This is a genomic window from Roseivirga sp. (assembly GCF_049099775.1).
Taxonomy (GTDB): Bacteria; Bacteroidota; Bacteroidia; order Cytophagales; family Cyclobacteriaceae; genus Roseivirga.
Window position 1 is genome coordinate 108,296 of the sequence record NZ_JAGDZM010000009.1, and the last position, 25,245, is coordinate 133,540.

At 38.8% G+C, this 25,245-nt stretch carries 27 protein-coding genes and 2 tRNA genes; 21 read left to right on the top strand and 8 right to left on the bottom strand.

Annotation, left to right across the window (positions count from 1 at the left end; all coding sequences use genetic code 11):
- Positions 1–94: 94 nt before the first annotated feature.
- A complete protein-coding gene (locus tag JXQ92_RS15210; RefSeq protein WP_421987492.1) occupies positions 95–496 on the bottom strand; it encodes a MotA/TolQ/ExbB proton channel family protein in 402 nt (133 codons plus the stop codon).
- 336 nt (positions 497–832) lie between these two features.
- Here JXQ92_RS15210 and JXQ92_RS15215 point away from each other — a divergent pair, with 336 nt between their 5' ends.
- Positions 833–1,777 carry a sensor histidine kinase gene (locus JXQ92_RS15215; protein WP_421987493.1) on the top strand — a complete coding sequence of 315 codons (945 nt, stop codon included), beginning with the start codon at positions 833–835 and terminating at the stop codon, positions 1,775–1,777.
- Positions 1,770–2,492: a LytR/AlgR family response regulator transcription factor gene (locus tag JXQ92_RS15220; protein ID WP_421987494.1), complete on the top strand. Its 723-nt coding sequence runs from the start codon at positions 1,770–1,772 to the stop codon at positions 2,490–2,492. The genes JXQ92_RS15215 and JXQ92_RS15220 overlap by 8 nt, the downstream gene beginning before the upstream one ends.
- Before the next feature lie 2 nt (positions 2,493–2,494).
- Here the strand turns inward: JXQ92_RS15220 and JXQ92_RS15225 are convergent, their stop codons facing one another.
- The gene (locus JXQ92_RS15225) at positions 2,495–3,601 is read right to left on the bottom strand and encodes a TolB family protein (protein ID WP_421987495.1); all 1,107 of its coding nucleotides are present in this window, start codon (positions 3,599–3,601) and stop codon (positions 2,495–2,497) included.
- A gap of 68 nt (positions 3,602–3,669) precedes the next feature.
- Here JXQ92_RS15225 and JXQ92_RS15230 point away from each other — a divergent pair, with 68 nt between their 5' ends.
- The 6 genes from JXQ92_RS15230 to JXQ92_RS15255 all read left to right on the top strand — a co-directional run bounded on the left by JXQ92_RS15230 (position 3,670) and on the right by JXQ92_RS15255 (position 8,879).
- Positions 3,670–4,914, top strand: a complete 1,245-nt coding sequence (locus JXQ92_RS15230; RefSeq protein WP_421987496.1) for a M28 family peptidase — start codon at positions 3,670–3,672, stop codon at positions 4,912–4,914.
- Positions 4,911–5,225, top strand: a complete 315-nt coding sequence (locus JXQ92_RS15235; RefSeq protein ID WP_421987497.1) for a potassium channel family protein — start codon at positions 4,911–4,913, stop codon at positions 5,223–5,225. The genes JXQ92_RS15230 and JXQ92_RS15235 overlap by 4 nt, the downstream gene beginning before the upstream one ends.
- A gap of 101 nt (positions 5,226–5,326) precedes the next feature.
- On the top strand, positions 5,327–6,079 hold the full coding sequence (locus JXQ92_RS15240; RefSeq protein ID WP_421987498.1) for an SDR family oxidoreductase: 753 nt from the start codon (positions 5,327–5,329) through the stop codon (positions 6,077–6,079).
- A gap of 94 nt (positions 6,080–6,173) precedes the next feature.
- The gene (locus JXQ92_RS15245) at positions 6,174–6,755 is read left to right on the top strand and encodes a TetR/AcrR family transcriptional regulator (protein WP_421987499.1); all 582 of its coding nucleotides are present in this window, start codon (positions 6,174–6,176) and stop codon (positions 6,753–6,755) included.
- Between the two features lie 128 nt (positions 6,756–6,883).
- Positions 6,884–7,846, top strand: a complete 963-nt coding sequence (locus tag JXQ92_RS15250) for a YpdA family putative bacillithiol disulfide reductase (protein WP_421987500.1) — start codon at positions 6,884–6,886, stop codon at positions 7,844–7,846.
- Between the two features lie 346 nt (positions 7,847–8,192).
- A complete protein-coding gene (locus tag JXQ92_RS15255) occupies positions 8,193–8,879 on the top strand; it encodes an ATP-binding cassette domain-containing protein (RefSeq protein ID WP_421987501.1) in 687 nt (228 codons plus the stop codon).
- Here the strand turns inward: JXQ92_RS15255 and JXQ92_RS15260 are convergent.
- Positions 8,876–9,433, bottom strand: coding sequence for a thioredoxin family protein (locus JXQ92_RS15260; protein ID WP_421987502.1), 558 nt, complete (start codon positions 9,431–9,433; stop codon positions 8,876–8,878). The genes JXQ92_RS15255 and JXQ92_RS15260 overlap by 4 nt on opposite strands.
- Before the next feature lie 188 nt (positions 9,434–9,621).
- Between JXQ92_RS15260 and JXQ92_RS15265 the strand changes: the two genes are divergently transcribed.
- From JXQ92_RS15265 to JXQ92_RS15290, 6 genes are all read left to right on the top strand, one after another.
- Entirely contained in the window at positions 9,622–10,155 is a 534-nt protein-coding gene (locus tag JXQ92_RS15265; RefSeq protein WP_421987503.1) for a Spy/CpxP family protein refolding chaperone, read from the top strand.
- Between the two features lie 85 nt (positions 10,156–10,240).
- The gene (locus JXQ92_RS15270) at positions 10,241–10,822 is read left to right on the top strand and encodes an RNA polymerase sigma factor (protein WP_421987504.1); all 582 of its coding nucleotides are present in this window, start codon (positions 10,241–10,243) and stop codon (positions 10,820–10,822) included.
- 47 nt (positions 10,823–10,869) lie between these two features.
- Complete coding sequence (locus JXQ92_RS15275; RefSeq protein ID WP_421987505.1) at positions 10,870–11,202, top strand: hypothetical protein; 333 nt, start codon at positions 10,870–10,872, stop codon at positions 11,200–11,202.
- A 1-nt stretch (position 11,203) separates the two neighbouring features.
- Positions 11,204–11,731 (top strand): Spy/CpxP family protein refolding chaperone, encoded by a 528-nt coding sequence (locus tag JXQ92_RS15280; RefSeq protein ID WP_421987506.1) that lies wholly within the window; start codon positions 11,204–11,206, stop codon positions 11,729–11,731.
- 52 nt (positions 11,732–11,783) lie between these two features.
- Positions 11,784–12,935: a cytochrome-c peroxidase gene (locus JXQ92_RS15285; RefSeq protein WP_421987507.1), complete on the top strand. Its 1,152-nt coding sequence runs from the start codon at positions 11,784–11,786 to the stop codon at positions 12,933–12,935.
- A gap of 74 nt (positions 12,936–13,009) precedes the next feature.
- Positions 13,010–14,185 (top strand): amidohydrolase, encoded by a 1,176-nt coding sequence (locus JXQ92_RS15290; protein ID WP_421987508.1) that lies wholly within the window; start codon positions 13,010–13,012, stop codon positions 14,183–14,185.
- A gap of 62 nt (positions 14,186–14,247) precedes the next feature.
- Here JXQ92_RS15290 and JXQ92_RS15295 read toward each other — a convergent pair whose 3' ends face one another.
- The 3 genes from JXQ92_RS15295 to JXQ92_RS15305 all read right to left on the bottom strand — a co-directional run bounded on the left by JXQ92_RS15295 (position 14,248) and on the right by JXQ92_RS15305 (position 18,167).
- Entirely contained in the window at positions 14,248–16,812 is a 2,565-nt protein-coding gene (locus JXQ92_RS15295) for an ATP-dependent Clp protease ATP-binding subunit (RefSeq protein WP_421987509.1), read from the bottom strand.
- A gap of 96 nt (positions 16,813–16,908) precedes the next feature.
- A complete protein-coding gene (locus JXQ92_RS15300; RefSeq protein WP_421987510.1) occupies positions 16,909–17,544 on the bottom strand; it encodes a WbqC family protein in 636 nt (211 codons plus the stop codon).
- Positions 17,544–18,167 (bottom strand): L-threonylcarbamoyladenylate synthase, encoded by a 624-nt coding sequence (locus JXQ92_RS15305; protein ID WP_421987511.1) that lies wholly within the window; start codon positions 18,165–18,167, stop codon positions 17,544–17,546. Before JXQ92_RS15305 ends, JXQ92_RS15300 begins: the two co-directional genes overlap by 1 nt.
- A gap of 51 nt (positions 18,168–18,218) precedes the next feature.
- Between JXQ92_RS15305 and mltG the strand changes: the two genes are divergently transcribed.
- The 7 genes from mltG to JXQ92_RS15340 all read left to right on the top strand — a co-directional run bounded on the left by mltG (position 18,219) and on the right by JXQ92_RS15340 (position 23,925).
- Entirely contained in the window at positions 18,219–19,253 is a 1,035-nt protein-coding gene (gene mltG, locus JXQ92_RS15310; RefSeq protein WP_421987512.1) for an endolytic transglycosylase MltG, read from the top strand.
- A 2-nt stretch (positions 19,254–19,255) separates the two neighbouring features.
- The gene (locus JXQ92_RS15315) at positions 19,256–19,663 is read left to right on the top strand and encodes an acyl-CoA thioesterase (protein ID WP_421987513.1); all 408 of its coding nucleotides are present in this window, start codon (positions 19,256–19,258) and stop codon (positions 19,661–19,663) included.
- On the top strand, positions 19,660–20,607 hold the full coding sequence (locus JXQ92_RS15320) for a YihY/virulence factor BrkB family protein (protein WP_421987514.1): 948 nt from the start codon (positions 19,660–19,662) through the stop codon (positions 20,605–20,607). The genes JXQ92_RS15315 and JXQ92_RS15320 overlap by 4 nt, the downstream gene beginning before the upstream one ends.
- Positions 20,608–20,676: 69 nt before the next feature.
- A tRNA-Ser gene (locus tag JXQ92_RS15325) sits at positions 20,677–20,761 on the top strand.
- Between the two features lie 12 nt (positions 20,762–20,773).
- Positions 20,774–20,845: transfer RNA gene (locus tag JXQ92_RS15330), tRNA-Glu, on the top strand.
- A gap of 370 nt (positions 20,846–21,215) precedes the next feature.
- Entirely contained in the window at positions 21,216–23,576 is a 2,361-nt protein-coding gene (locus JXQ92_RS15335) for an ABC transporter permease (protein WP_421987515.1), read from the top strand.
- 190 nt (positions 23,577–23,766) lie between these two features.
- Positions 23,767–23,925, top strand: coding sequence for a hypothetical protein (locus JXQ92_RS15340; protein WP_421987516.1), 159 nt, complete (start codon positions 23,767–23,769; stop codon positions 23,923–23,925).
- A 25-nt stretch (positions 23,926–23,950) separates the two neighbouring features.
- Here JXQ92_RS15340 and JXQ92_RS15345 read toward each other — a convergent pair whose 3' ends face one another.
- Both JXQ92_RS15345 and JXQ92_RS15350 read right to left on the bottom strand, forming a co-directional pair.
- On the bottom strand, positions 23,951–24,418 hold the full coding sequence (locus tag JXQ92_RS15345; protein WP_421987517.1) for a hypothetical protein: 468 nt from the start codon (positions 24,416–24,418) through the stop codon (positions 23,951–23,953).
- 62 nt (positions 24,419–24,480) lie between these two features.
- The gene (locus JXQ92_RS15350) at positions 24,481–25,182 is read right to left on the bottom strand and encodes a head GIN domain-containing protein (protein ID WP_421987518.1); all 702 of its coding nucleotides are present in this window, start codon (positions 25,180–25,182) and stop codon (positions 24,481–24,483) included.
- Between the last annotated feature and the right edge of the window lie 63 nt (positions 25,183–25,245).

Consider the following 25,245-nt stretch of genomic DNA (forward strand, 5'->3'; position numbering starts at 1 on the left):
TGTTTAAAACTTGGTTATGAACCCATCTGGAAGAGTAGTCAAAAGACCTACAATACCATATAGGAATTAATTATGGAAACATTAGGAAGGCACTCTACTTATTTGGTTGCAATGATGTCAATACAACCGAAACGCCCTTGTTAACAAGAAATATGAAGCAGCCTAGTACGGTAGACAGTATTGTGAATTTCAATCCCATAGCCAATTGGTTAACAGAAGCTTCTATATCAGAACTGAATTGGTCTAATACTTCAACCAATCCAAGCAGCTGACCAAAAATTCCATAGACCAATGCAAACAGGCCCAAAGAGTTCAGCAGTTTTATACTTTTATCCGAATACTCCTTACCCTTTTTAACTTGGATAAAACTCCTGACAGAAAGCAGCAAACATACCGCAAATATCAATAGCAAGGGTATCATAATGAATGGTCCTCCCTCATTTACCTTATCTAAGACAAAAGACTTAACCGTAAGTTGTTGTAAAATAAACACCACTACAAAATAGGTAACTTTCCTAATTGTTATCCTGATACGATGATAAAAGAAGATATCTGATTAAACAGAAATATGCGACCTATTGAAGGTCAAGTAAGACGTTTGACCAGTTTTACCCGGTTGATCGAACAGTGTGAAAACTTATGTTAAAGGCCTACACAAATCGGTAATTCGTCGCATAAACATTGCCTTTAAAAAGAAAGATTGTTTATTCGAGTCATGATCATTACCAGAAAGACAGTTTTGGAAAAAACCATGGAATCTGGAATCCACCTTCTTTTCTGGTTATCCGTATTTCTATTCTACCTATATGTTTTCGGGTTTAATAATAGTAACATGAAGATTAACATAGCATTTTCTTCATTCTTGATGCCAATCACAATTGCCTCTTGTTATGTAATGGTATACTATTTAATCCCTAAATACCTCTTGCTCAAAAAGTATTCTAGTTTCTTGTTATATGGGTTGTATACTTTCATACTCACAGCCTTTGCAGTTGTACTATCCGTTTTTTATGCCCTCATTTTCATCCTAGACTTAAAAATAGTAGAGCTACCCATCGCTAGGAGTTTTCCATTTATTCTTATTGCTGTTTACTTGATCATATTTCTGGCCAGTGGAATAACACTATTAAGACATTACTATGGTTCTAAAACGAATAATGACAAGCTTTTAACTAAGGTTCTAGAAACTCAGCTAAAGCTAAAAGAGCAAGAGTTGAAATACCTCAAAATGCAGATTCACCCTCATTTTCTCTTTAACACATTAAATACGCTTTATGGTTTTGCCTTGTCCAAGGCGGAAGAAACTCCAGATTTGATTCTGAAGCTTTCCAATTTATTGGACTATCTACTCTATCAAGTGGATAAACCTATGGTGGATTTGTCGAGCGAAATGAACCATATTCAAGACTACATTGATTTAGAAAAAACAAGGTTTAGCGATAGCCTAGACATACGAATGAAACTGGAAGATTTTCCGGCCGAACTTCAAGTGGCACCTATGCTTTTTATTCCCTTTGTCGAAAACAGTTTTAAGCATGGCGGATCTACGGAAGGCAAACTGCAAATTGATATTAATGTGAAAGCAGAATTGGGCAAGGTAAATTTCTCAATTTCAAATACGTTGAGAGAAAGCCTTCCTTTTGAAAAGGGAGAGGGAATTGGCCTTGAAAACATTAAAAAAAGACTATCCATGCTCTATGCCGATAGGCACGAGCTTCGGATAGAAAAAACACCCAACAGGTTTAATGTCGAACTGATAATTGACACAAATGGCTGATAAAAAAGCAATTGTAAATTGTCTTGTCGTAGATGATGAGAAAGTGGCGAGGGATATTATTTGTAATCATCTTGCACAAATCGCAAGTATCAAATTAGCAGGCAGTTGTAGCAGCGCGCTTGAGGCATTTCACGTCATTCATGAACAATCCATTGATCTTGTCTTTCTCGACATCAACATGCCTGAGCTATCTGGCTTATCCTTTGCAAAATCTTTGAATAAAGACATAAAGGTGGTTTTCACAACTGCCTATAGGGAATATGCCTTGGAAGGTTTTGAGCTTCATGCCCTTGATTACCTGATGAAACCTATTTCATTCGAGCGCATATTCAAAGCCGTCAATCGCTACTTTGAGATTTTCATCCAACCGAAGGAAATTCAAGTGCCCGAAAAGGCTCCAGAAATTAGAAAGTCTTTCTTCGTAAAAGTTGAGCGAAAAATGGTGAAAATCGTGATTAACGAAGTATCACATATCGAAAGCCTTAAAGATTATCTGAAAATACATACTTCAGACGGAACGATAGTAACCCGAGAAACGATCAGCAATATCGAGGCGAGGTTACCTAAATCTAATTTTCTGAGAATTCATCGCTCTTACATCGTCGCCATCAATCACATCATTTCATACACACAAGAGTATGTGGAGTTAGATGGTACAACCCTACCCATTAGCCGTAGCTATAAGGCGGAATTAAATAAGCGACTAAAAGGTTAAAATCACCCTCCAATCCACTCAGCTACAAAAAGGTTGGTGTCTCTTCCACCACCGTTATTTCGGTTAGAAGAGAATACTATGTGCTTACCATCATTTGAGAATACTGGGAAGGCATCGAACGTTTCGTCTCTTGTGATACGCGTTAATCCTGTACCATCAACATTGATCATGTAGAGGTTAAAAGGGAAACCACGTGTAGCTGTATGGTTCGACGCAAAAATGATTTTTTCTCCTGAAGGGTGGAAGAATGGCGCCCAGTTTGCCTGCCCTAAGTCTGTCAATTTTCGCAAATCAGAGCCATCCGCATTGCAAATGTAGAGTTCCATGTCCGTTGGCATTACAAGTCCTTCCTTTAACAGGTCTTGGTAAATCTTAATATCTTCTTCAGTCTTTGGTCTTGATGATCTGAAAATAAGTTTTGAACCATCAGGAGAGAAAAATGCTCCACCGTCATATCCTAACTCATTAGTAATTTGCTTTACATCAGAACCATCAACATTCATAGTAAAGAGTTCTAAATCTCCCGTTCTCATAGAAGTAAACACAATCTTATCACCTTGCGGAGAAACTGTAGCTTCAGCGTCATAGCCTTCATTTGTGGTTAACTGATTCAAAATATTACCCTCTAGATCTGCGGTAAAAATGTCATAATCAGGGTATATAGGCCATACGTATTTTCCATCTTCGCGACGTTCAGGTACAACTGGACAATTCTTATCTCCCAAATGAGTAGAACCGTAGACTATGGTTTTGTTATCTGCCAAGAAGTAAGAACAAGTTGTTCTTCCCATTCCGGTACTCACCATTTGAGGTTTGTTATTCTTCAAATCATCGTTTCGCCAATCAGTAATGAACATCTGATCGCAACCCACACCCCATTCAGCATAATCGGACTGAAATACTAAATGCGTATCATCAAAACTCCAATAAGCTTCGGCATTGTTACCACCAAACGTAAGTTGCTTTATATTCTTGAGGTACTTCATTTCTTCAGGATGAAGCAATAAAGAATCTTGTTCAGATCTCGGTTCAGCAGTTTTAGTCTCGTCACTTTTTTGTGCCCCACATCCAAAAACTAAAAGGATTAATAAAACAGAAATATATCGCATGGAATTAATGATTCGTTCAATAATGGCGCGAAGATAATCATTATTATCTTTGTGCTAAAGTTTCAATTATGAAGAATCTAGTTCCTTTTCTAATAGTCGTTTGCATTGCTTTTTTTACGGTATCGTGTACCGATTTTACAACAGATAGAGAGATAAAGGCAGGGCTTACTAAAGACATTAACTTCCTTGCCGATGATGCCCTTGAAGGTAGAGCGATAGGTACTGCTGGAGAGGTTAAGGCAGCAAACTATATTGCCAATGCTTTCAAAGAAATTGGTTTAGACCCCAAAGGAACTGAAGGCTACCTACAGCCATTTAAAGTCAAAAAAGCTACTAGCCCTCATGAACAAGCTGTAATTGGATCTAATGGTGAAGGAGTAACTGGTCATAATGTCGCTGGCTTTGTTGATAATGATGCGGCTTACACAATCGTAATTGGCGCTCACTTCGATCATTTAGGATATGGCGAGGAAGGTTCACTTTTCCGTGGTGAGCCTGAAATTCACAATGGTGCTGATGACAATGCCAGCGGAACGGCAGCAGTCATACAACTCGCTAGAATTTTAAAAGAGACAAAGAGTGATTACAATTTCCTGTTCTTAGCATTTTCAGGTGAAGAGAATGGCCTTTGGGGATCGAACTACTTCTCTAAAAACTCAACGGTTAGTTTAGATAGTGTAAACTTTATGATCAATATGGATATGGTTGGTCGTATGAACGAAGAAAAGACGTTGGCCATAAACGGTGTTGGAACTAGCCCGATATGGAATGAAGTGTTAGAAGTAGTTAATACTGATAGCTTGAAATTAGTGACCTCGGAATCAGGAGTGGGACCTTCGGATCATACTTCTTTCTATTTACAAGACCTCCCAGTACTTCATTTCTTTACAGGACAACATGAAGACTATCATAAGCCGTCTGATGATGCTGACAAAATTAACTATGAGGGTCTAACTTACGTGATTCGCTATATCGAAAGGCTCATAGATAAGGTAGATGAAAATGAAAAACTTGCCTTCACCAAAACACAAGACAGTTCAGGTGATTCACCTCGATTTACAGTTTCTTTGGGTGTCGTTCCAGATTACCTTTACGATGGTTCTGGTATGAGAATAGATGGTGTTACTGATGGAAAACCAGCGGCCGATGCCGGTATGAAAAAAGGTGATATCGTCATTAAACTAGGAGATTCAACCATTGTAGATATGATGAGTTACATGCGTGCATTAAGCGGATTTAAGTCTGGTGAGCAAACAGTTGTAGAATACAAAAGAGGTGAAGAATTGAAAGCCGCAGAAATTAAGTTTAAATGATCTTTATACGCACCTTACTCTTATTCTTAAAGGATCGTGAATATCGAGGCCTGTTAATGGCCTCTGCTTTTATTGTGAGTGTAGGTACCGTTGTTTATCACTATGTGGAAGGCTGGAACTGGCTCGACTCACTGTACTTCTCGGTAATAGCCTTAACAACCATTGGTTTTGGAGATTTTGCCCCTCAAACAGATCTTGGTAAAGCCTTTACCATCGTTTATATCATTATAGGGGTCGGATTAATCTTAGCATTTATCAATACCGTCTATCTTCATTTTAGTCGTTTCCGCTCCAATAACGGCGATAAATAAAATTTCTGAATTCTTTTTTCAATTCATTGAACTCTTTTTTAGAATGAACGTTCTATTATGGAAATCATAATTCTGGAACAATCATTCTAATAAATAAAATAATGACAAAATTAAACAACAAAGTAGCTGTAATTACTGGCGGAAGTACTGGTATTGGACTGGCAACAGCCAAGACATTCTTATCTGAAGGAGCAAAAGTTATAATCACGGGTAGAACCCAAGAAACACTTGATGCTGCAGTTGCTGAAATCAACAGCGACAACCTGACTGCTATTCAATCTGATACTTCGAAGCTAGATGAAATAGATGCACTTGCTGCCACAATAAAAGCACAATTCGGTACTATAGATATCTTATTCGCCAATGCTGGTATCGCTTGGTTCGCTCCTATTGATCAAGTGGATGAAGCTTTCTTCGATGCACACTTTAATACTAACGTAAAAGGACTCTTTTTTACGATTCAAAAACTACTCCCAATCTTTAATGATGGTGGTTCTATTGTATTAAACGCCTCTGCAGTTGTGCATAAAGGCTTTGAAAACGGAAGTGTTTATTCGGCAACAAAAGGTGCAGTAAGAAATCTTGCAAGAACAATTTCTACTGATTTAGCGCCAAGAAACATTCGGGTAAACGTAGTAAGCCCAGGCCCGATTGAAACACCAATCTATGGTAAAATGGGTATGAGCGAAGAGCAATTGGCGGGTATGGCTGAAGGCTTTGCGGCAATGGTTCCTATGAAAAGATTTGGTGCTTCTGATGAAGTAGCTAAAGCGGTTCTTTTCTTAGCTTCTGATGATTCTTCTTACGTGTTAGGAGAAGAGATTCTTGTGGACGGCGGGATTGCAACGATCTAAGTTGCTAATTCTGGAACGTTCAGTTAAATTTAAATGAAAAGGTGGCCTTAGCGCTTAAATAGTGCTAAGTCGCCTTTCAAATAATAGTTAGGTTATGGCTAGGACTAAAAATTTTGTTGAAAGTGAAGTGCTTGACAGCGCATTGAATTTATTTTGGCAAAAAGGATACCACGCCACTTCTATTCAAGACCTTGTAAACCATCTGGGGATTAATCGCGCAAGTATCTATGATACTTGGGGCGACAAACACGGCCTATATCTTGAAACCCTTAAACAATACCGGAGACATTCATCCGGAAAGTTTCTAGAAAAATTAAGATCAGAAAAAACGGCAAAAGAAATCATCAAAGACTTCTTGGCAGACATTGTTCAAGACTCTTCTGAAGATGATTTGAAAAAAGGTTGTTACCTATCTAACTCCGCAACCGAGTTGGCCTATTGTGATGAAAAAGTAAATACAATGTTTACTGACAATCGCATTAAAATGGAGGGTGTGTTAAACGAGTTGATCAAAGAAGGTCAGGAAGCAGGTGAGTTTTCTAGCAAGCACACCAGCGAATCTTATGCACGTTTTATTTTCAACACCGCCGGAGGCCTTCGACTGTTAGCCAAGGGAGAAATTTCTAAGCAAGAAATGGCGGAAGTGGTAGAAGTGGCTATTTCTGCCTTGCACTGATATAAATCTGTGCCAATTACTTCCTTTAAGTTTTGTGCTTTATTGGGCATCAATCCGAAAACCTTCTATTCTTTAGGAACCAATTCTTTACTTTTTGCTTTATTAGAAGAACGAAATAATCAAGTATTTTGAAATACGATCTTGTCATCATCGGGGGCGGGCCAATTGGTCTGAATAGTGCCATTGAAGCTAAAAAAGCAGGTTTAAGTTATATCGTTTTGGAAAAAGGAGTTCTAGTTAACTCTCTTTATAATTTTCCGACCAACATGACCTTCTTTTCAACTTCTAACTTGTTGGAAATTGGAGACGTGCCATTTATCGCGCATGGCGACAAACCGACGCGCCGAGAATCTCTAGAATATTTTAGACGCGTACAAGAAAGCTGGGACTTACAGGTTAGCCTATACACTGAAGTTTTGAACATGCTTCCTGACACCGATGGATATAGAATAGACACAACTAAGGGTGCATTTCATGGTAAGAATGTGGTTATAGCCACTGGTTTTTATGATACCCCAAGAATGCTAGAAATTCCTGGTGAAAATTTACCTAAGGTGAAGCATTATTATGACGACCCTCACCCATATGTAGATCAGAAGGTAGTGGTAATTGGAGCGGCAAACTCTGCTTGTGATGTGGCACTTGAAACTTTTTATAAAGGTGCAGAAGTAACAATGGTCATCCGAGAATCAGAAATCTATCCAAAAGTAAAGTATTGGATTCGCCCCAATATTGAAAACAGAATTAAGGCAGGAGAAATCAAAGCTTACTTTAATAGCACCGTCCAAGAAATTAATGAACAGGAAGTAACGATCAGTACTCCTGAAGGTGAGGTTACTATCCCCAATGACTTTGTATTATCGATGACTGGTTATAAACCAAACTATACCCTTTTCGAAAAATTAGGACTTCATATTTCTGATGACGGTCATAAAACACCAATTCACAATGATTCAACCCTTGAAACACCATTGAAAGGCGTATATGTGGCAGGTGTGATCAATGCTGGCTTGCAAACCAGTAAGCTATTCATAGAAAATACGAGACAGCATTCCGAAACTATTATTAATTCTATCTTGAGTTCGAAATAGTAATTAGCCTATGGCTTAGTTTTTGATTCTTTCGCAGACTCAAAAACAGGGAATTATTGTGCTACTGAAACTTTCGTTTCTTTTTTATAGAAGGATGTATGGAATTTTCCTACCGATACATTTCATCCTCTACTATTATAAAGTCTGGGAAAGCCTTTCTTTTTCAACAGGAACAATACTGGTTTTAAAAGTGATCCAATTCATAGCGACTGGGTTCTACTTTCAGTATTTCAGTTCAAAAACGCTAAACTTTTATAAGAATGCTGGTTACTCACCCAATTCCACATTTGTTGTGCTAGGCATAGCCGATAGTCTTTTAACACTCTTAATCCTTAATCTACTTTAAATGAAACTAGAAGTTGACGGTGTGTTCTATGAGGCTGGTGGCAAAACCATACTATCCGACATCTATTTAAACCTGCCCATAGGTGAAACGGTGGGGATTTTAGGTAGAAACGGTTCTGGAAAATCGACGCTTTTTGAGTTAATGTTCTCGGCAAGGAAGACCAAAAACATATCTCTGAGAATTGATGGTACAAAAGTGAAGAACCTATTTAACAATCGGTTAGTCCAATATCTACCTCAGTACGGTTACTTACCAGATACTTTGACATTATCTTCAGCTTACAAATACATGGGTTTAGCTTATGCGCCAATCGAAGGATTGTTTCAATCCAATCCAAAAACTAAAATTGGCCATTTATCCTTTGGTCAAAAGCGGCTGGTAGAAATTGACTTACTACTTGAATCCGCCTCTAAATTCATATTGCTCGATGAGCCTTTTTCTGGTTTATCACCTCTGAGTATTGAGTTACTCAAAACCAAAATCGAACTGAAGAAAGCGGAAAAGGGAATGCTCATTACCGATCATTTATATGGAGATATACTATCTATAAGCGATCGATTATTAATAATGGAATCGGGAGCACTGAAACCAATCTCCAAAAATGCAGATGCACTTGAATTTGCTGGTTACTTAAATTCAAATGATCAGCAGAAGAACTTCCAATTAAAAGGAATAGACAACCCTTAAGATATCCATTTGATATTACAACCCATACTTGGTATCTGAGGAGTCGTAACGGGTTTCTCAGAGATTATCTCGTCTAAAGCAGCACGCATATCTTGTCCAGTCACCGGTTTACCATTTCCGGGTCTAGAATCATCTAATTGGCCTCTATAAACACAATTCAATTCACCATCGAATATGTAGAAATCGGGGGTACACGCTGCGTCATATGATTTGGCTACGGCTTGACTTTCATCATAGAGATATGGGAAATTATAGCCTACTTTTTCGGCTTCTAGCTTCATTAAATGCGGAGCATCTTGCGGATAATTAGCCACATCGTTGGAGCTCATAGCGATAAATGAAACGCCTTGTTTCTTATAATCATTAGCCAAAACCACTATTCCTTCATCTACGTGCTTTACAAATGGACAATGATTGCAAATAAACATAATCACTGTGGCCTTATCCGACTTGAGGTCTTCAAGTGAACACATTTTACCCGAAATAGTATCGAGCAATTCAAAGCTTGGCGCCTTAGTGCCCAAAGGCAACATATTAGAAAGTGTTCTTGCCATAATCTTATACTTATAAGTTGGTAAAGATGGACGTCAAATCATAAAAGACAAAGAATAAAGCCCAAAAACGGTTGAAAAAGCATGCTTTCTTAGTTTAACATCCTTTAACAATTCTCTTCGCAAGTTTTTTCTGAGCCTCAGCATCTAACAAGGCAAAACATAGAATGAAAATCATAAAAGTTAAAGTCATGAAAACTCAAAATTTAAAAAAATACGGATTCGCATTAGCCACTTTAGTGTTCTTAGGCACTTCAGCTCAGGCACAAAGATTTCAGGGTAACGAAAGACCTGATCGTCCGCAACAAGAAATGAAACAAGGACAAAAGCTAGCAATGGGAAAACAGCATGGTCCACAAGGCCCGAAAATCCCTAACCTAACAGAAGAGCAAAAAGAGCAGCTACATTCATTCAGATTGGAAAGCGAAAAAGCATCTTTACCGATCAAGAATCAGGTAGCGGAAAAAGAAGCAAGGCTCAAAACGTTGGTCACTAGCGAATCTTACAATGAAAAAGCGGTGAACAAAGTGATCGAAGAAATTGGAGACTTGAAAACCGGCTTAATGAAATTGAAGGTTGCCGAAGGTCAGAAAGTCAAGAATATTCTTAACGAGGAACAACTAGTTGCTTTTAACAATCAAATTGCTCAAGGCCTTAAACAAAGAATGGGTAAAGGACCCGGCCAAAAAGGCGGTCAACATAGAGGGCCAAGTCATGGAAGATAAGTACCCTATTTTCAAATAATCATACAATCATTTACATTTAGAGTAGCCTCGCATTGAGGCTACCTTTTTTAATTTCACAATATCATTGTCCGATCAAGACCTTATTTCTGAACTACAGCAAAGATCTGAAACAGCCTTTCGGACCTTAGTCAGTGAATACCAAGATCGGGTATTTAACACCTGTTTGGGCTTACTTCAAAATGCGGAAGAAGCAGAAGAAGCAGCACAAGATGTTTTTATTGAGGTTTATAAATCGGTAGAAAAATTCAGAGGTGAATCAAAATTATCTACTTGGATATACCGAATCGCTACAACCAAATCTTTGGAAAGAATCAGAAAACGTAAAACTCAAAAACGTTTTGCTTTCCTACAATCATTAACTGGTGGTGATCAAGACTATGAAAACACCAAAAGTGCCACATTTAACCATCCGGGCGTAATTCTTGAAAACAAAGAACATGCGCAAACCTTGTTTAAGGCTATTAAAGAATTACCGGAGAGTCAAAGAGTAGCATTCACACTACACAAGGTAGAAGGACTACCCTATCAAGAAATTTCAGAGGTATTGGAAACGAGTATTTCATCTGTAGAATCGCTCATGTTTCGAGCTAGGAAAAATTTACAGAAGAAACTTAAGACTTATTACGAAAAAAATTTAATGGCTTAGCGCAAGTTAAATCATTGAAAGACATCTAATTTCAAAGAAACCAAGGTATGAAATCGGAAAAAGACATAGAAGAGAAAATAAATTCGACATTAAATAGCCTAGAGGGGTTGGGTAAAGCTGAGGCAAGTCCGTTTTTCTATAGCAAGCTGGAAGTAAGGATGCAAGACGAGCTAACTTCTTCTATTGGCAGGTTTGCTTTTATTGGAAACCTTAAAATGAGCATGGCTGTTCTTAGTGTCGTTTTGATCTTAAATTTTGCCAGTCTTTTTATTCTGAGCAATACAGGTCAGGAAAGTACGGAAGGAGAATCTGATGTGTCGCTCGTGACGCAAGACTATTTCTCTGGAACGGACGACTACGATTACTTAAATAGCTATTAATATGGACACCTTAAGCAATAATAAATACTTAGGCGGGGTGGTCATAGCACTAGCTCTGATAAATGTTGTGTTATTAGCATTCCTTTGGAAAGGCTATCAGGCAAATCAAAAAAGTCGCCCAAAAGGAGGGTTAAAAGTTTTAGAAGAACGACTCAAGTTAGACGAATCACAACTAAAACAACTTGAAGGATATCGTGAAAGTCACTTTGAATTAGTTCAAAAATTAAGAAGAGACTCACAGGAAGCTAGGAAAGCTCTCCACGACCTTTGGGGAACAACTAATGCTTATGATAAGGTTAATTCGCTAACGCAACGACTTGGTGAATTGCAAGTTTCCATAGAAAAAGCAACCTATGATCACTTTGCTCAAATAAGAGCAATCTGCTCACCTGAACAACAAGCCATTTTTGATGAACTCATTAAAGATGTTTTAAAACAAGGTGATCAGGGCGGTCCTCGGAATGGCCAAAGACCTTTACCGAATGATCGTGGTCGCGGAGGCCCACCTCCACCAAGAGAAGGAAGATAGACAATACGCCTAATTCTCATAACCAGTTTGCGCAAACTAAAAATTACAGGTTATGAAGAAGTATATATTTTTAATTGGCGTATCGCTTATCTTTTTTAGCTGCGACAATTCAGATGAGATCTCGGAAATAGATGAGAATTTTAATGAAGATATCTCCGATGTAGTAGATCTACCAAGCACATTTTTTAATTACGCCAACCCAGATTTACCAAATCATTTTACTGATGGGCAGGTAAGAGGAATAGATAACACACCAAACGACAACCCCGTAACGGATGAGGGTGCTACACTTGGAAGAGTGCTCTTCTATGATAAATTACTTTCTGCAAACAACACGATAGCATGTGCATCGTGCCATTTACAAGAAAATGGTTTTGCCGATCCAAGCGCATTTAGTACTGGTTTTGAAGGAGGACTTACGGGTAGAAATTCAATGGGTTTAGCCAACGCCAGATATTATGACAATGGTCGATTCTTTTGGGATGAACGAGCCAGCACTTTAGAAGAGCAAGTCTTAATGCCGATTCAAGACCAAGTTGAAATGGGATTAACATTGAATGAGCTTGTTAGCAAAATTCAACAACAAGATTACTATCAGCCACTTTTTAGAGAGGCCTTCGGTTCTACTGAAGTCACGACTGACCGAATTGCAGATGCCATGGCACAGTTTGTAAGGTCTATGGTTTCTTATGAGGCAAGTTATGACGTTGGTTTAGCTGCCGCGAATGGCAATGAAGATGCTAATTTTGGCAACTTCACTGAAATAGAAAATCTCGGGAAAAACCTCTTCTTCAGTGCAAGAACGCAGTGTTCCAATTGCCATGAAAGTGCCACTTTTAGTGGAGATCAAGCTAGAAATAATGGTTTAGATGCAGTGCTTACCGACTTAGGTGTTGGCGGTGACAATGGTAATAATAATGACAATGGTAAGTTCAAAGTGAACTCCTTAAGAAACATAGCCGTGACTGGTCCTTATATGCACGATGGCCGGTTTAGCACTCTAAGAGAAGTCATTGAGTTTTATAACACAGGTATTCAAAACAGTCCAAATTTGGATAGAAGATTACGTGGAAATAACGGCGTACCACGCCGGATGAATTTAAATAGTCAGGAGATCGACGCTTTGGTTGCTTTTTTGAATACACTCACTGATAATTCTTTCTTATCAGATGATAAATTCAGCGATCCCTTCGTTGATAATTAAAAGCATTGTAGTTCATATACTATATATTTTGGTTGAAGAAAAGGAGTCCGTACGGGACTCCTTTTTGCATTTATATGTTATCTTATCATGTGCTAAGCTCACAAGAACTTCAAACGCTTACAAATCTTCGGCAAGAATTGCATCGAAATCCTGAGTTGTCTGGCCAGGAAAAGTTCACTGCCAGTCATATTCATGAGTTTCTGGCTAAATACAATCCTGATGAAGTCATAACGAATTTGGGTGATACTGGAGTAGCCGCCATTTGGAATAGCAAGAAAGCTGGCAAAACAGTGCTGATACGAGCAGAACTCGATGCGCTACCTATACACGAATCAAATACGTTTTTACACCGCTCCAATACGCCAAATACATCACATAAATGTGGCCATGACGGTCATATGAGTATTCTTTGTGGTTTAGCGGTACTGTTGCAAAATGAGACACTCACATCTGGGCGCGTCGTTTTACTTTTTCAACCAGCCGAAGAAACTGGGCAGGGTGCCAAAGCCGTAATTGAAGACGATCGTTTCAAAAAGATCAAACCAGATTATGCTTTTGCACTACACAACTTGCCAAAACATGCTATGGGAACAGTATTCTGCAAAAAGGGATCTTTTTGCGCGGCTTCAACAGGGTTGAAAGTGACCTACCACGGCACCACAGCTCATGCAAGTCAACCAAAAAGTGGCAATAACCCAGCAGTAGCCACAGCCCAACTCATTCATTGTCTTGATAGAATTTTGGAAACAAATGACTTTACAAACAGAACTTTAATTACGCTCACTCATTGTCAAGTGGGTGAAAAGAGTTTCGGTGTTTCAGCTGGTAAATCTGAGACTTGGCTAACATTGAGGGCTTTTGAAAAACATGATTTCGACCTACTCCTTACTGTATTAAAAGAAGAGGCAACCGCTATCGGCAAAAGATATGGGCTTGAAGTAGAATTAAGCCTCCACGAGTCTTTCGAGGTCACTGAAAACCATCATGAAGCTGTTGAGCTGATCAAAAAAGCAGCTGAAACTATTGAGGTTCCATTTACAGAGATGACAGCCCCGAATCCTTGGTCTGAAGATTTTGGATTGATCTTGAAAGAAGGAACTGGCGCTATGTTTGGCTTAGGTTCTGGTCATGAAACTCCCGACTTACATAATCCCGACTATGACTTTCCTGATCAATTGATCGAGACGGGTGTAAAGATGTTTTGGCAACTTATAAAGGACAGCATTCCAAACAAAACGGAAGCCACTTAACCTCAAAATAAAAAAGCCATACCCAAAATGGATATGGCTTTTTCTATATTATTCAAGTTCGCCTATTTATCAGTTGAACCTTCTTCTTTCTTCTTTTTAGGAGCTCTTTTCTTCTTCACTTTCAGCGTCAATTGATCTGACTTACCATCGTGATCAGCACTCAAAGTATCTCCTTCGTTGATATCTCCTTTCAAGATCTCTTCGGCTATCTGATCTTCAAGATATTTCTGAATCGCTCTATTCAAAGGTCTTGCACCATATTGTGGATCAAAGCCCTTATCTGATAAGAAGTCTTTTGCCTTCTCCGTCAAAGTTACTTTGTATCCCATAGCCTCAACGCGACTTAAGAGTTTACCAAGAGAGATATCAATGATATTATGAATGTCTTCTCTACTTAAAGAGTTGAAGATGATTACATCATCCAAACGGTTAAGGAATTCTGGACTGAAAGTCTTTTTCAAGGCTTTCTGAATTGTATCCTTCATCATTTCTTCCTCACCGTCACGTTTCGTTTGGGTACTGAATCCAATACCTGAACCGAAATCTTTCAAATCTCGAACACCAATATTCGATGTCATGATAATGATTGTGTTTCTGAAATCTACTCTTCTTCCTAATCCGTCAGTTAGAATACCATCGTCCAATACTTGAAGTAAGATATTGAACACATCTGGATGCGCTTTTTCGATTTCATCTAATAAAACGACAGAGTAAGGCTTTCTTCTCACTTTTTCAGTCAGCTGACCACCTTCTTCATAACCTACATAACCTGGAGGCGCTCCTACCAACCTAGATACGGAGAACTTCTCCATATATTCACTCATGTCAATTCTAACCAGTGAATCTTCCTTATCGAAAAGGTAAGTCGAAAGTACTTTCGCTAATTCTGTTTTACCAACTCCTGTTGGGCCTAAAAACACGAATGTTCCGATTGGCTTTGCGGGATCTTTCAAACCGACTCTTGTTCGTTGAATCGCTTTGGTCAGTTTCATAATTGCCTCATCCTGACCGATTACTCTACCTTTCAACTGCTCGCCCATACCAACTAATTTGGCTTGCTCTTTCTGAGCTACACGTTTAGTAGGAATACCAGTCATCATAGCAATTACTTCTGCTACGTTGTCTTCATCAACAGTATATCGCTGGAGCTTACTTTCTTCTTCCCATTTAGATTTAGCTGTATCTAGCTGATCGATCAGCTTTTTCTCGCTATCTCTTAATTGAGCTGCTTCTTCGTATTTCTGACTCTTTACGACTCTATTTTTTTCTTTCTTGATGTCTTCAATCGCTTCTTCCAACTTCACAATGTCATCAGGAACGTGAATATTATTGATATGAACTCTAGCTCCTGCTTCATCCAAAACATCAATCGCCTTGTCTGGCAAAAACCTATCTGAGATATATCTATCTGATAATTTCACACATGCTTCTAAAGCTTCTTGCGTGTAACCAACATGATGATGCTCTTCATACTTTTCTTTGATGTTTTCTAGAATCTGTACCGTTTCTTCAGGAGTAGTAGGGTCCACCATTACCTGTTGGAACCTTCTAGCCAAAGCACCATCTTTTTCGATGTATTGTCTGTACTCATCAAGTGTAGTTGCACCAATACATTGAATTTCACCCCTCGCTAATGCAGGCTTGAACATATTCGAAGCATCTAAAGAACCTGATGCGCCACCGGCACCTACTATTGTATGCAGTTCATCAATGAATAAGATCACCTCAGGCGATTTTTCAAGCTCATTCATTACTGCTTTCATTCGCTCTTCGAACTGACCACGATATTTCGTGCCAGCTACTAAAGATGCTAAGTCAAGGGTAACCACTCGTTTTCCGAAAAGTACTCTTGATACTTTCTTCTGAATAATACGTAAGGCCAAACCTTCCGCAATAGCACTTTTACCAACACCCGGTTCACCAATAAGAATTGGGTTATTCTTCTTTCTACGCGACAGGATTTGGCCTACTCGTTCTATCTCTTTTTCTCTTCCTACTATCGGATCTAGTTTGCCGTCTTCAGCATATTTGGTCAGGTCTCTTCCGAAATTATCCAAAACTGGTGTTCTAGATTTTTCGCCTCCCTTTCCTGAAGGTCTATCAGACCCTCCTCCAGAACCACCGCTACTTCCAAACATTTTAGAAGAATCTCCTTCTGGATCATCTGTATCTGAAGAGGCCAATGGATTGTCAGTCTGGTATTCTAGCATTTCTTTTACTACTTCATAGTTTACGTCGAATTTCTCAAGAATCTGAGTAGCAATATTATCCTCATCCCGAAGGATTGAGAGCAATAAGTGCTCAGTTCCAATCAATTGACTTTTGAAAATTTTTGCCTCTAAATAGGTAATTTTGAGCACCTTTTCAGATTGTCTTGTCAAAGGAATATTGGCTAAATTCTTCACATTGTGATTTGCCGTTCCTTTGGTAGCGCGCTCTATAGCTTCTCTAAGTTCTTCTAAAGAAGTACCTAGTTTTTTTAGGATGCTTACCGCAACACCTTCTCCTTCTCGAATCATCCCTAGTAAAAGATGTTCGGTCCCGATGTAATCATGCCCCAATCGAAGGGCTTCTTCCCTACTTAATGAGATAACTTCCTTTACTCTATTTGAAAATTTTGCTTCCATTTATTGCCTTTCTCGGTGACTCAAATTTAGCGTTGAGCCACGATTTCAATATAATAAGATTATACCTTATGATCTACTAGAAACGTAATCAAAAACCTATTTGTTCATTAATCCTGACCCAGATTGATATAAAATATCCAATGCGTCGGGTCCCGTACAAAACAGTAAATCTAAGATGCTCATGTTGGGTACAAAGTCTTTGCCAAAGATCTGATGGTAAGGTTCTGGCCGAAACCATGTCAAGCTGTCCAAAGATTTTTTAGGGTGAATACAAGATCTCATGTCAATAACGTCATTAGGAGGCATTTTCTGGTAACTCTCAGTATTTAAGATCTCCACCTTTGTTCTTAATAGTTTAAGACATAATGTCAGGAGGGTTTGATTGAAATCAAAGAGTTTCCCGGGATTGGTTTCGAAGACATCCTTTATATAGTCTCCATAAAAATCAAAAAAAGGTGCTTTGCCATAAGCTGATTGAATGGCCCTCCAATGATTATTCATCCACTTTTGTTTGTAGTCGATCGCAAGATCAGTCATCAAAATCTTCTTGCCTCCATGATGTACCGGAATACTTAGCGATTGAATTTTATTGGCGCCTATTATATGGCATCTGTTGCGGTAAGATTGCTTCTCAAAGTACTCGTTTGCTTCAATATATACGGTATTTGCCCTTATTAATAAAGAGAAATAAGCAACTGATGGAAGGTATTGAGATTCTAATAAAACCTTCATCAAAGTAAATCATCAAAATCGCCTAAACCAGATCGAACCAATTCAAGTTCATCATTAGAACAGTCTATCACAGTAGACCCGGTGTTTCCGCCATAACCACCATCAATTACGATATCTACCAAGTTTCGATACTTCTCAAAAATCAATTCTGGATCAGTTGAGTACTCAAGAACGGCGTCCTCATCATGTATAGAAGTAGTAATAATTGGATTGCCAAGTTGTTTTACGATTTCACGAGGAATATTATTATCAGGCACACGAATACCTACAGTTTTCTTTTTAGCATTCAGCACTTTAGGTACTCTATTGCTGGCATTTAAAATAAAGGTAAAAGGGCCCGGAAGAACCTTTTTCATCACCTTAAAAATGGGTGTACTCAACCCTTTTGTATAAGCCGAAATCTCACTCAAATCGTAACAAATGAAAGAAAGGGATTGGGGCTTGGTATTTTTAATTTGGCAGACCCTTTGAACGGCTTTTACATTGCCAAAATCACAACCAATTCCATAAACCGTATCTGTTGGGTAAATGATAACACCGCCCGACCTTAATACTTTGACAATTTTGTCAACCTTACTAATCTCTGGATTTTCTTCGTAGAGCCGTATGAATTCTGCTTCCATGACTGTGACTTGGTGTCGAAGTTAGGACAAATTGACTATTTTTGTGCCCTTATGCAGAAAAGAAAGCGTTTTATGATTGGCTTGGTGATCTTCTCGGTGATCCTAACCTCCTTCTCATTCTATTTCTATCAAGTGTTTTATGGTAGCAATATCTTAAGAGAAGGAACAGCGAGTGCCATGTTGATTGATAATGATGATACTTTCGATTCGCTAAGAAACAAGTTGTATGATACCAGAATAGTAGATGATATTCTATCCTTTAGCTTCGTTTCAAAAATCTTGGGTTATCAGGATAATATTAAACCTGGTTTATACTTATTCGAACCAGAAATGACTAATCTGGAAACGGTCAGAAGACTACGTGCAGGCGATCAGATTCCAATTGACCTTACATTCAACAACATCCGTTTCAAAGAGGAGTTGGCTGATAGAATTACTGAAGATACTGGTATAGATAGATCAGAATTTTTATCTCTCCTGAACAATGAGGCTTACGTCAATGAGCTTGGTTTTAATAAGGAAACCATCATGGCCATGTTTATTCCAAACACCTATGAAGTTTACTGGACAATTTCGGCTAAGGGACTTTTTGAAAGAATGAAAAAGGAGTATGACAAATTTTGGAATCCAAGCAGAATTGCAAAAGCAGAAGCCATTGGTCTTACGCCTCAGGAGGTTTCTACCTTGGCCGCTATTGTTCAAGATGAATGCTCCATAAGTAGTGAAAGTCCAAAAATTGCCGGTCTTTATGTAAACAGGGTAAAACAAAATATGCGACTTCAAGCAGACCCTACCGTTAAGTTTGCCCTTGGAGATTTTACGATACAACGCGTGCTTTTAGCAGATACTAGAATAGACAGCCCGTACAATACCTATAAGTACAGAGGTTTACCTCCCGGGCCGATAAACCTACCCACTATCATGTCTTTAGACGCAGTTCTGAATTACGAAAAGCATAACTATCTTTATATGTGTGCCAAGGAGGATTTCTCAGGTTATCACCGTTTTGCAGAAACTTTGACTGAACACAACAAAAATGCTCGTCTTTTTCAACAAGAGATGAATAGAAGAAAGATATACCGTTAATTATGTATAGTGCTTCTACCCAAATTAGGGTAAGATATGCTGAAACTGACCAGATGTCCTATGTGTACTATGGCAATTATGCCATGTACTACGAGGTTGGACGTGTAGAAGCCTTAAGGCAATTAGGCTTTCAATATAAAAGATTAGAAGCGCACGGTATAATGATGCCCGTGCATGATCTTGAATGTAAATACCTCGCTCCAGCAAAATATGACGAGTTGCTCACGGTAAAGGTCATCATTAGAGAATTACCAAAAGTGAGAATGATTTTCGAGTATGAAGTTAACAACGAACTTGGGGTATTGGTAAATCGAGGTAAAACAACACTGGTGTTTATCAATATGGAAACCAATCGTCCGTGCAGAGCACCCGAAGAACTCACAGATGTACTAAATCCATATTTCGGATGAAAGGGAAATTTCTAGCAATCATTCTAGAGAATTCACTATACTTGAAATTAGTAGGTCTTTTACAGCATATAAAAGTGGGAAAGGCCAAGGTGGGTCTTTATGATGCCATCCTTATATTCGTTCAAAAGTTGAGCAATGACAGGTTGTTAGCCAGAGCCAATGGTGTGGCTTTTAGCTTTACTATGGCCATATTTCCGGCAATCATTTTTTTGTTTACACTTACCCCATACATCCAGAATTTCTTTCCGGATGTAACGAATGATCAAATTATTGGATTCCTAGAAAATATATTGCCGGCTAACCTCTATTCGGCGGCTGACTCTACAATTCATGACATCATTAATAAGCAACGTGGTGGACTACTTTCATTTGGTTTTGTGCTTACGCTAATCTTATCAACCAATGGTATGAATTCCTTAATGAGTGCTTTCAATGCGAGCTACAAAACGGTAGAAACTCGTGGGTTCTTGAAAATGAGGTTTATTGCGACTATTCTCATATTCATTTTAGCGTTGTCCGTATTAATATCGGTTGGCCTTCTTGTAGTAGGTCAGCAACTTTTAGAGAGCAACAGTGTCAGGGAAATTATTCAAGAAAAAATCTCTATCGACATCCTTATTTTATTGCGATTTTTGGCGTTATATATTGTATTTCAAATAGCCATCTCCAGTATCTATTACCTTGCACCCGCAGTACACAAAAGATGGCATTTTATGAGCGTGGGTTCTGTTTTCTCCACCTTCGCCATTATCATCGCCTTTTTTGGGTTTTCATTTTACATCAACAACTTTGGCGCTTACAATAGGCTTTATGGTTCCATAGGTGTCCTTTTGGTATTAATGGTTTTGCTATTCATCATTTCGCTCATTCTTTTGGTAGGTTTTGAAATGAATGCAGCCTTCGACAAGGCAAAAACAAAAAAATTAAAGGCAGAAAAAATTTAATTGGCCTTTACCACTTGCACAAAAAAAAAGTCCCACTATCTTTGCAGACCCAAACGGGAGATCACACACAGAGGCGTGGCAGAGTGGTCGAATGCGGCAGTCTTGAAAACTGTTGTACCGCGAGGTACCGGGGGTTCGAATCCCTCCGCCTCTGCACATTATGAATGGTCCGTTCGTCTAGGGGTTAGGACGCCAGGTTTTCATCCTGGTAACAGGGGTTCGATTCCCCTACGGACTACTTCGAAAGAGCTCAGCTAACGCTGGGCTTTTTTTATGCCCTTCGGGGAGCAACCCGACATGCTGGCCCTTCGCTAGATTCTTCCGCAGGAAGATTCTTTAACGCGAGGTCCTCCTACGGACTACTTCAAAAACGCTCAGCTAATGCTGGCTTTTTTTATTTAAGACCTCTAGAGTATCCTTACCAAAACTTTCCGCTTAACGATTTCCCTTTGTTCGAATCCGTTCGAATAACTGATCGATTACGATCAGAAAATCCTGCTTTTATTTCCATTGTTAATTCCAAACGTTCTCTGAAGCGACTGAGTGAAGTTTTACTATTTTGGTATCTTGTTTGAATAAGAGCAACCTGCGTTGGCAAAAACCTTTTCATGCTTAAGAACTACTTCAAGATTGCATTCCGAAACCTGATTAAAAGAAAGATTACCTCTTTTGTGAATTTAATGGGGCTCGGCATCGGCATTACACTTACGGTTCTACTTATTCTTTATGCCAACTATGAGTTGGAATACGACACTTTTCATAAATCACCCGAAAACACTTATCGCCTTTTAAGAACTGAAGACCTAGGAGACAATGCGCAAATCTTAGCCAAAACGAGTCCGAGAATCATGCTTTCAGTAAGAGATGAGTTTTCTGAAATTGCAAGCTCAACCTTAATTTTCAAACATTGGGATATTCCATTACTGGGTGAAATTGACAATGGTTTTTATGAGGAAGACTTCATTTTTGCTGACTCTTCATTTTTCAATGTTTTCGGGTATGAGTTAGTTTTAGGAGACGTGCATACCGCACTCGTTGAACCCAATTCAATTATCCTTACGGAAAGGATGGCTGAAAAATATTTCGGTAATGAAAATCCCATTGGCCAAACTATTCGGTATCAGCTTCAGCATGACTTAAAAGTTACAGGCGTAGTTAAGAATAAAGGAAAGATTGGCTCGCATTTCGATTTCGACTTTATGGCATCGATGCCAACATTACGCCAGGTGATGGATTATGGTATATTAAGCGGTAGTTACAATGGTTTCTATAGTTACATTCGACTTTTACCCGGAACAAACATTGATACCTTCAATCAGAAATATCAAGTTTGGCTTACCGATCGATTTCCAGAGGAGCAAATCGATTTTCAACCGTTACTAGATATTCACTTACATTCCAATGCTATCTCTGAAATAGAACCTCAAAGCGATATTCTATTTGTACGCGTAGTGCTGATCATTGCTATTGTCGTGATCATTTTAGCCACTATCAACTACATCAATTCAGCCGTCTCTACTTCCATAGAAAGACTCAAAGAAATGGGTGTAAGAATGGTTTCGGGAGCATTTGGACCTCAGATACATCTTCAGTTTATATTCGAATCTATACTTACCATTGGCATTGCTATTATCGCCGCTTTATTTGCCCTCTATTTTCTGATAAGACCATTTAATGAGCTTTTAGATACCAACTTAGTGTTAGACCCATTGGGGCAATGGGAAATTTGGCTAATCATTTCTGGCCTTATTCTAACCACGGCCATCATTTCTGGAATTGCCCCTGCAATTGTTATCCTGAGAATGAAATTGACGGATGTGTTATTGAATGTGGTGACCATTGGCAAGATTGGGTACCTCCGAAAGGGACTTATGGTGTTTCAATTTGTTATTTCAGTAATACTCATTGTAGGTGCTTTCACCATTAACCGACAGGCGGCTTATGTAAAGACCAAAGATCTCGGTTTTAAACAAGAAGGCGTGATGGTCGTACCCATTAGAGACTTGGGCATTCATACAAGATTTGAAAGTTTCAAAGACAAAGCATTATCAGTAGCGGGAGTTACTTCGGTTTCTAGAGGAAATTCTATTCCAGGCCGACCATTTGGCTCAGAATACTACAAACCGGACCCGACAACTACGGATTCTATTTTAATGAATATTGCGGAAATAAGTGAAGACTATTTCGAGACGCTAGGCATTAGGTTACTTACCGGTATTGAGTTTGAGTATTTAAAAAGCACTGATCTAAAACCGATTATCATAAACCAAACTGTGATATCGGCATTTGAACTAGATAACTCAACTGATGCCCTAGGCCGAAGTATCTTTCATATGGGCGAGAAATATACAATTGTGGGCGTAATCCAGGACTTTAATTACGAAACGCTTCACAACCGAATTCAGCCTTTAGTGATTCATCCTGGCGAGGCCATGGAAGATTTTATGGTGATTAGATATGCCGGTACTAATTCGGAAAGCGTGTCGCAAAGGATTTCTGAGTATTGGTACCTTAATTCATATGAACAACCCTTTAGGCAGTCTAGTCTTACAGAAGATATGGAAACGCTTTACCAAGCCGAAAAAGTATGGGGAGATATTGGTAATATTTCCATGCTTGCCTCCATAGTTATTGGTGCCTTAGGTGTTTTTGGACTAGTATCATTAGTTGTACAAAAGAGATTCAAGGAAATGGGGCTTAGAAAAGTATTTGGAGCGTCACATCAGAATATTATTGGCATAATTTATAGCGAATTTTTCTCCATTCTGGGTATTACATTGCTCGTTTCAGTACCAAGTGGCTACTACCTTTCTCAATTATGGCTACAAGATTTTGCATACCGAATCAATGTTCCGGTAGACGCTTTTGTGTTTGCTTTAGTACTTCTTGCTTCAGTCACTTGCATGGCGGTATTGTTTCACACTTTAAGGGCGCTTTCCAAAAATCCAATCCATGCCCTGAGCGACTAAAGTAGGGTCTATTTTATAATACGGGTAGTATTAATGTCGTAAGCACAAGTCACTAATTATCTTTTTAAAATATTGAGTTTTTTTAGATTAATGGCTTGGATAATGCAATCGATTGCATAATTTTGTGTCAGACTAGACGAGAGAATAAGACTGACAGTTTTTTAAACGTTAGATTTCAAAGTAAAAAGTAATGGAGGAGTTAAAAACTGCTCGCGTCTCGAATGAATCTTCTAGAGAGGTTAAAACGCATTCGAACGCTAGCGCTAATTCACACGGTTCCCAGAATTTCAATCACCAGCGCGTTTCAGTGAGAGATATTATAGAGAACCATTACCGTAAAGGTAAGTAAGAACGCCCCGAAAGGGGCGTTTTTTTTATCCGCCTACGCAATTATCTTTCCGATTTGTATCTACCAGATGGAAGATCTTCCATCCAGCATCGGTTTTTCGCAATTGAAAAGAGTTCACACCACAGTGTGAAAACTTGTCGCCTAAATAAAACTTAAAGGGTACCCATGCTGATGCCATTCGATCATCTACCAAAATAGGACCGAACTCAATGCGCTCATCCCATACTAAATCATGCGGTGTACCAACTGCATTTAAAAAATTGGAGAAGTCACTATTTACAATGGCCGAACCATCGGCTTCGATATTACGAACCCTTTGGAAAATCACCTGATCGGAGAATACAGAGTGAACCATAGCACTATCTCCTGCTCTCATACCATCAAACATGGTCATAATCGCTTTTTTAATATCCGCTTTATCGTTTTGTGCTTGGCTTTGGGAGCCAAACGATAAGAGCCCAAAAAGGGCTCCGATTACAATTCTATTTTTCATTTTCAAAGCTTTTACTCAAAGCTATAAGTATTGAGAAAACTCTCGCTGTGGAATCTAGCTATTTATCTTGCACGTCGTACTTTTCCGCCTGTATTCGACTTCATATCAATCTGTGGCCGTCCTCTATAACTTACAGTCCCTCCTGTGTTGGCGCTTGCTCTTAATCTATCAGTTGCATTAACTCTAACATCAGCACCGGTATTTGCCTTTGCGTAGGCTTCTTCTGCTTCCACATCATAAGCGTAAATGGTACCGCTAGTTGATGCTTTTGCTTCTATCTCTACGGCTTTACCCCTCACTTCTACTCTACCTGAAGTTGTTGCGCTCATATCCAAATAGGTAACTTCTGCTTTTACATCTACTTTTCCTGAAGTACTAGTGGAAATACGCAATTCTTTTACCTTAATCATATCTTCGAAAATGACCTCAGACCCTGTGGTAGCCACGATTTCTTCCATTTCCTCAGTGTAGGTAATGTAAGCCTTCACTGTTCTTCGGTTATTTCTTCTGCTATAAGAATTTCTTCTCAGTTTAATTGTCAAACGATCGCCGCGAACTTCAGTAAGAATACGATCGAGATCAATCCGATCTACTTCTAGTTCTACGCTGTTCGAATTGCCTTTTTTAGCGATTACCTCAATCCCTTCAGATACTCTGATTTCAGTGAATCGATCAAGATCTCTAGTCTCTTTTTCCTGTGCAAAAGCGACCGAGGCGATTAATAATAAAATAATTGTGATTTGAGTTTTGAAGTTGTTTTTCATATCCATGACCTTTAATTACAACCAATAGACATCAACTTATACTTTGAGGTTGCATCAAACAAA

What these genes read in the sequence shown, in the direction of transcription:
- JXQ92_RS15260 (WP_421987502.1), bottom strand. Translation starts at nt 9,433, where the DNA reads ATGGCAAGAACACTTTCTAATATGTTGCCTTTGGGCACTAAGGCGCCA.
- JXQ92_RS15305 (WP_421987511.1), bottom strand. Translation starts at nt 18,167, where the DNA reads ATGGAAGCAGAATTCATACGGCTCTACGAAGAAAATCCAGAGATTAGT.
- JXQ92_RS15255 (WP_421987501.1), top strand. Translation starts at nt 8,193, where the DNA reads ATGAAACTAGAAGTTGACGGTGTGTTCTATGAGGCTGGTGGCAAAACC.
- JXQ92_RS15225 (WP_421987495.1), bottom strand. Translation starts at nt 3,601, where the DNA reads ATGCGATATATTTCTGTTTTATTAATCCTTTTAGTTTTTGGATGTGGG.
- JXQ92_RS15275 (WP_421987505.1), top strand. Translation starts at nt 10,870, where the DNA reads ATGAAATCGGAAAAAGACATAGAAGAGAAAATAAATTCGACATTAAAT.
- JXQ92_RS15215 (WP_421987493.1), top strand. Translation starts at nt 833, where the DNA reads ATGAAGATTAACATAGCATTTTCTTCATTCTTGATGCCAATCACAATT.
- JXQ92_RS15235 (WP_421987497.1), top strand. Translation starts at nt 4,911, where the DNA reads ATGATCTTTATACGCACCTTACTCTTATTCTTAAAGGATCGTGAATAT.
- JXQ92_RS15265 (WP_421987503.1), top strand. Translation starts at nt 9,622, where the DNA reads ATGAAAACTCAAAATTTAAAAAAATACGGATTCGCATTAGCCACTTTA.
- JXQ92_RS15345 (WP_421987517.1), bottom strand. Translation starts at nt 24,418, where the DNA reads ATGAAAAATAGAATTGTAATCGGAGCCCTTTTTGGGCTCTTATCGTTT.
- JXQ92_RS15240 (WP_421987498.1), top strand. Translation starts at nt 5,327, where the DNA reads ATGACAAAATTAAACAACAAAGTAGCTGTAATTACTGGCGGAAGTACT.
- JXQ92_RS15340 (WP_421987516.1), top strand. Translation starts at nt 23,767, where the DNA reads ATGGAGGAGTTAAAAACTGCTCGCGTCTCGAATGAATCTTCTAGAGAG.
- mltG (WP_421987512.1), top strand. Translation starts at nt 18,219, where the DNA reads ATGCAGAAAAGAAAGCGTTTTATGATTGGCTTGGTGATCTTCTCGGTG.
- JXQ92_RS15315 (WP_421987513.1), top strand. Translation starts at nt 19,256, where the DNA reads ATGTATAGTGCTTCTACCCAAATTAGGGTAAGATATGCTGAAACTGAC.
- JXQ92_RS15295 (WP_421987509.1), bottom strand. Translation starts at nt 16,812, where the DNA reads ATGGAAGCAAAATTTTCAAATAGAGTAAAGGAAGTTATCTCATTAAGT.
- JXQ92_RS15280 (WP_421987506.1), top strand. Translation starts at nt 11,204, where the DNA reads ATGGACACCTTAAGCAATAATAAATACTTAGGCGGGGTGGTCATAGCA.
- JXQ92_RS15335 (WP_421987515.1), top strand. Translation starts at nt 21,216, where the DNA reads ATGCTTAAGAACTACTTCAAGATTGCATTCCGAAACCTGATTAAAAGA.
- JXQ92_RS15290 (WP_421987508.1), top strand. Translation starts at nt 13,010, where the DNA reads ATGTTATCTTATCATGTGCTAAGCTCACAAGAACTTCAAACGCTTACA.
- JXQ92_RS15300 (WP_421987510.1), bottom strand. Translation starts at nt 17,544, where the DNA reads ATGAAGGTTTTATTAGAATCTCAATACCTTCCATCAGTTGCTTATTTC.
- JXQ92_RS15245 (WP_421987499.1), top strand. Translation starts at nt 6,174, where the DNA reads ATGGCTAGGACTAAAAATTTTGTTGAAAGTGAAGTGCTTGACAGCGCA.
- JXQ92_RS15220 (WP_421987494.1), top strand. Translation starts at nt 1,770, where the DNA reads ATGGCTGATAAAAAAGCAATTGTAAATTGTCTTGTCGTAGATGATGAG.
- JXQ92_RS15285 (WP_421987507.1), top strand. Translation starts at nt 11,784, where the DNA reads ATGAAGAAGTATATATTTTTAATTGGCGTATCGCTTATCTTTTTTAGC.
- JXQ92_RS15320 (WP_421987514.1), top strand. Translation starts at nt 19,660, where the DNA reads ATGAAAGGGAAATTTCTAGCAATCATTCTAGAGAATTCACTATACTTG.
- JXQ92_RS15350 (WP_421987518.1), bottom strand. Translation starts at nt 25,182, where the DNA reads ATGAAAAACAACTTCAAAACTCAAATCACAATTATTTTATTATTAATC.
- JXQ92_RS15230 (WP_421987496.1), top strand. Translation starts at nt 3,670, where the DNA reads ATGAAGAATCTAGTTCCTTTTCTAATAGTCGTTTGCATTGCTTTTTTT.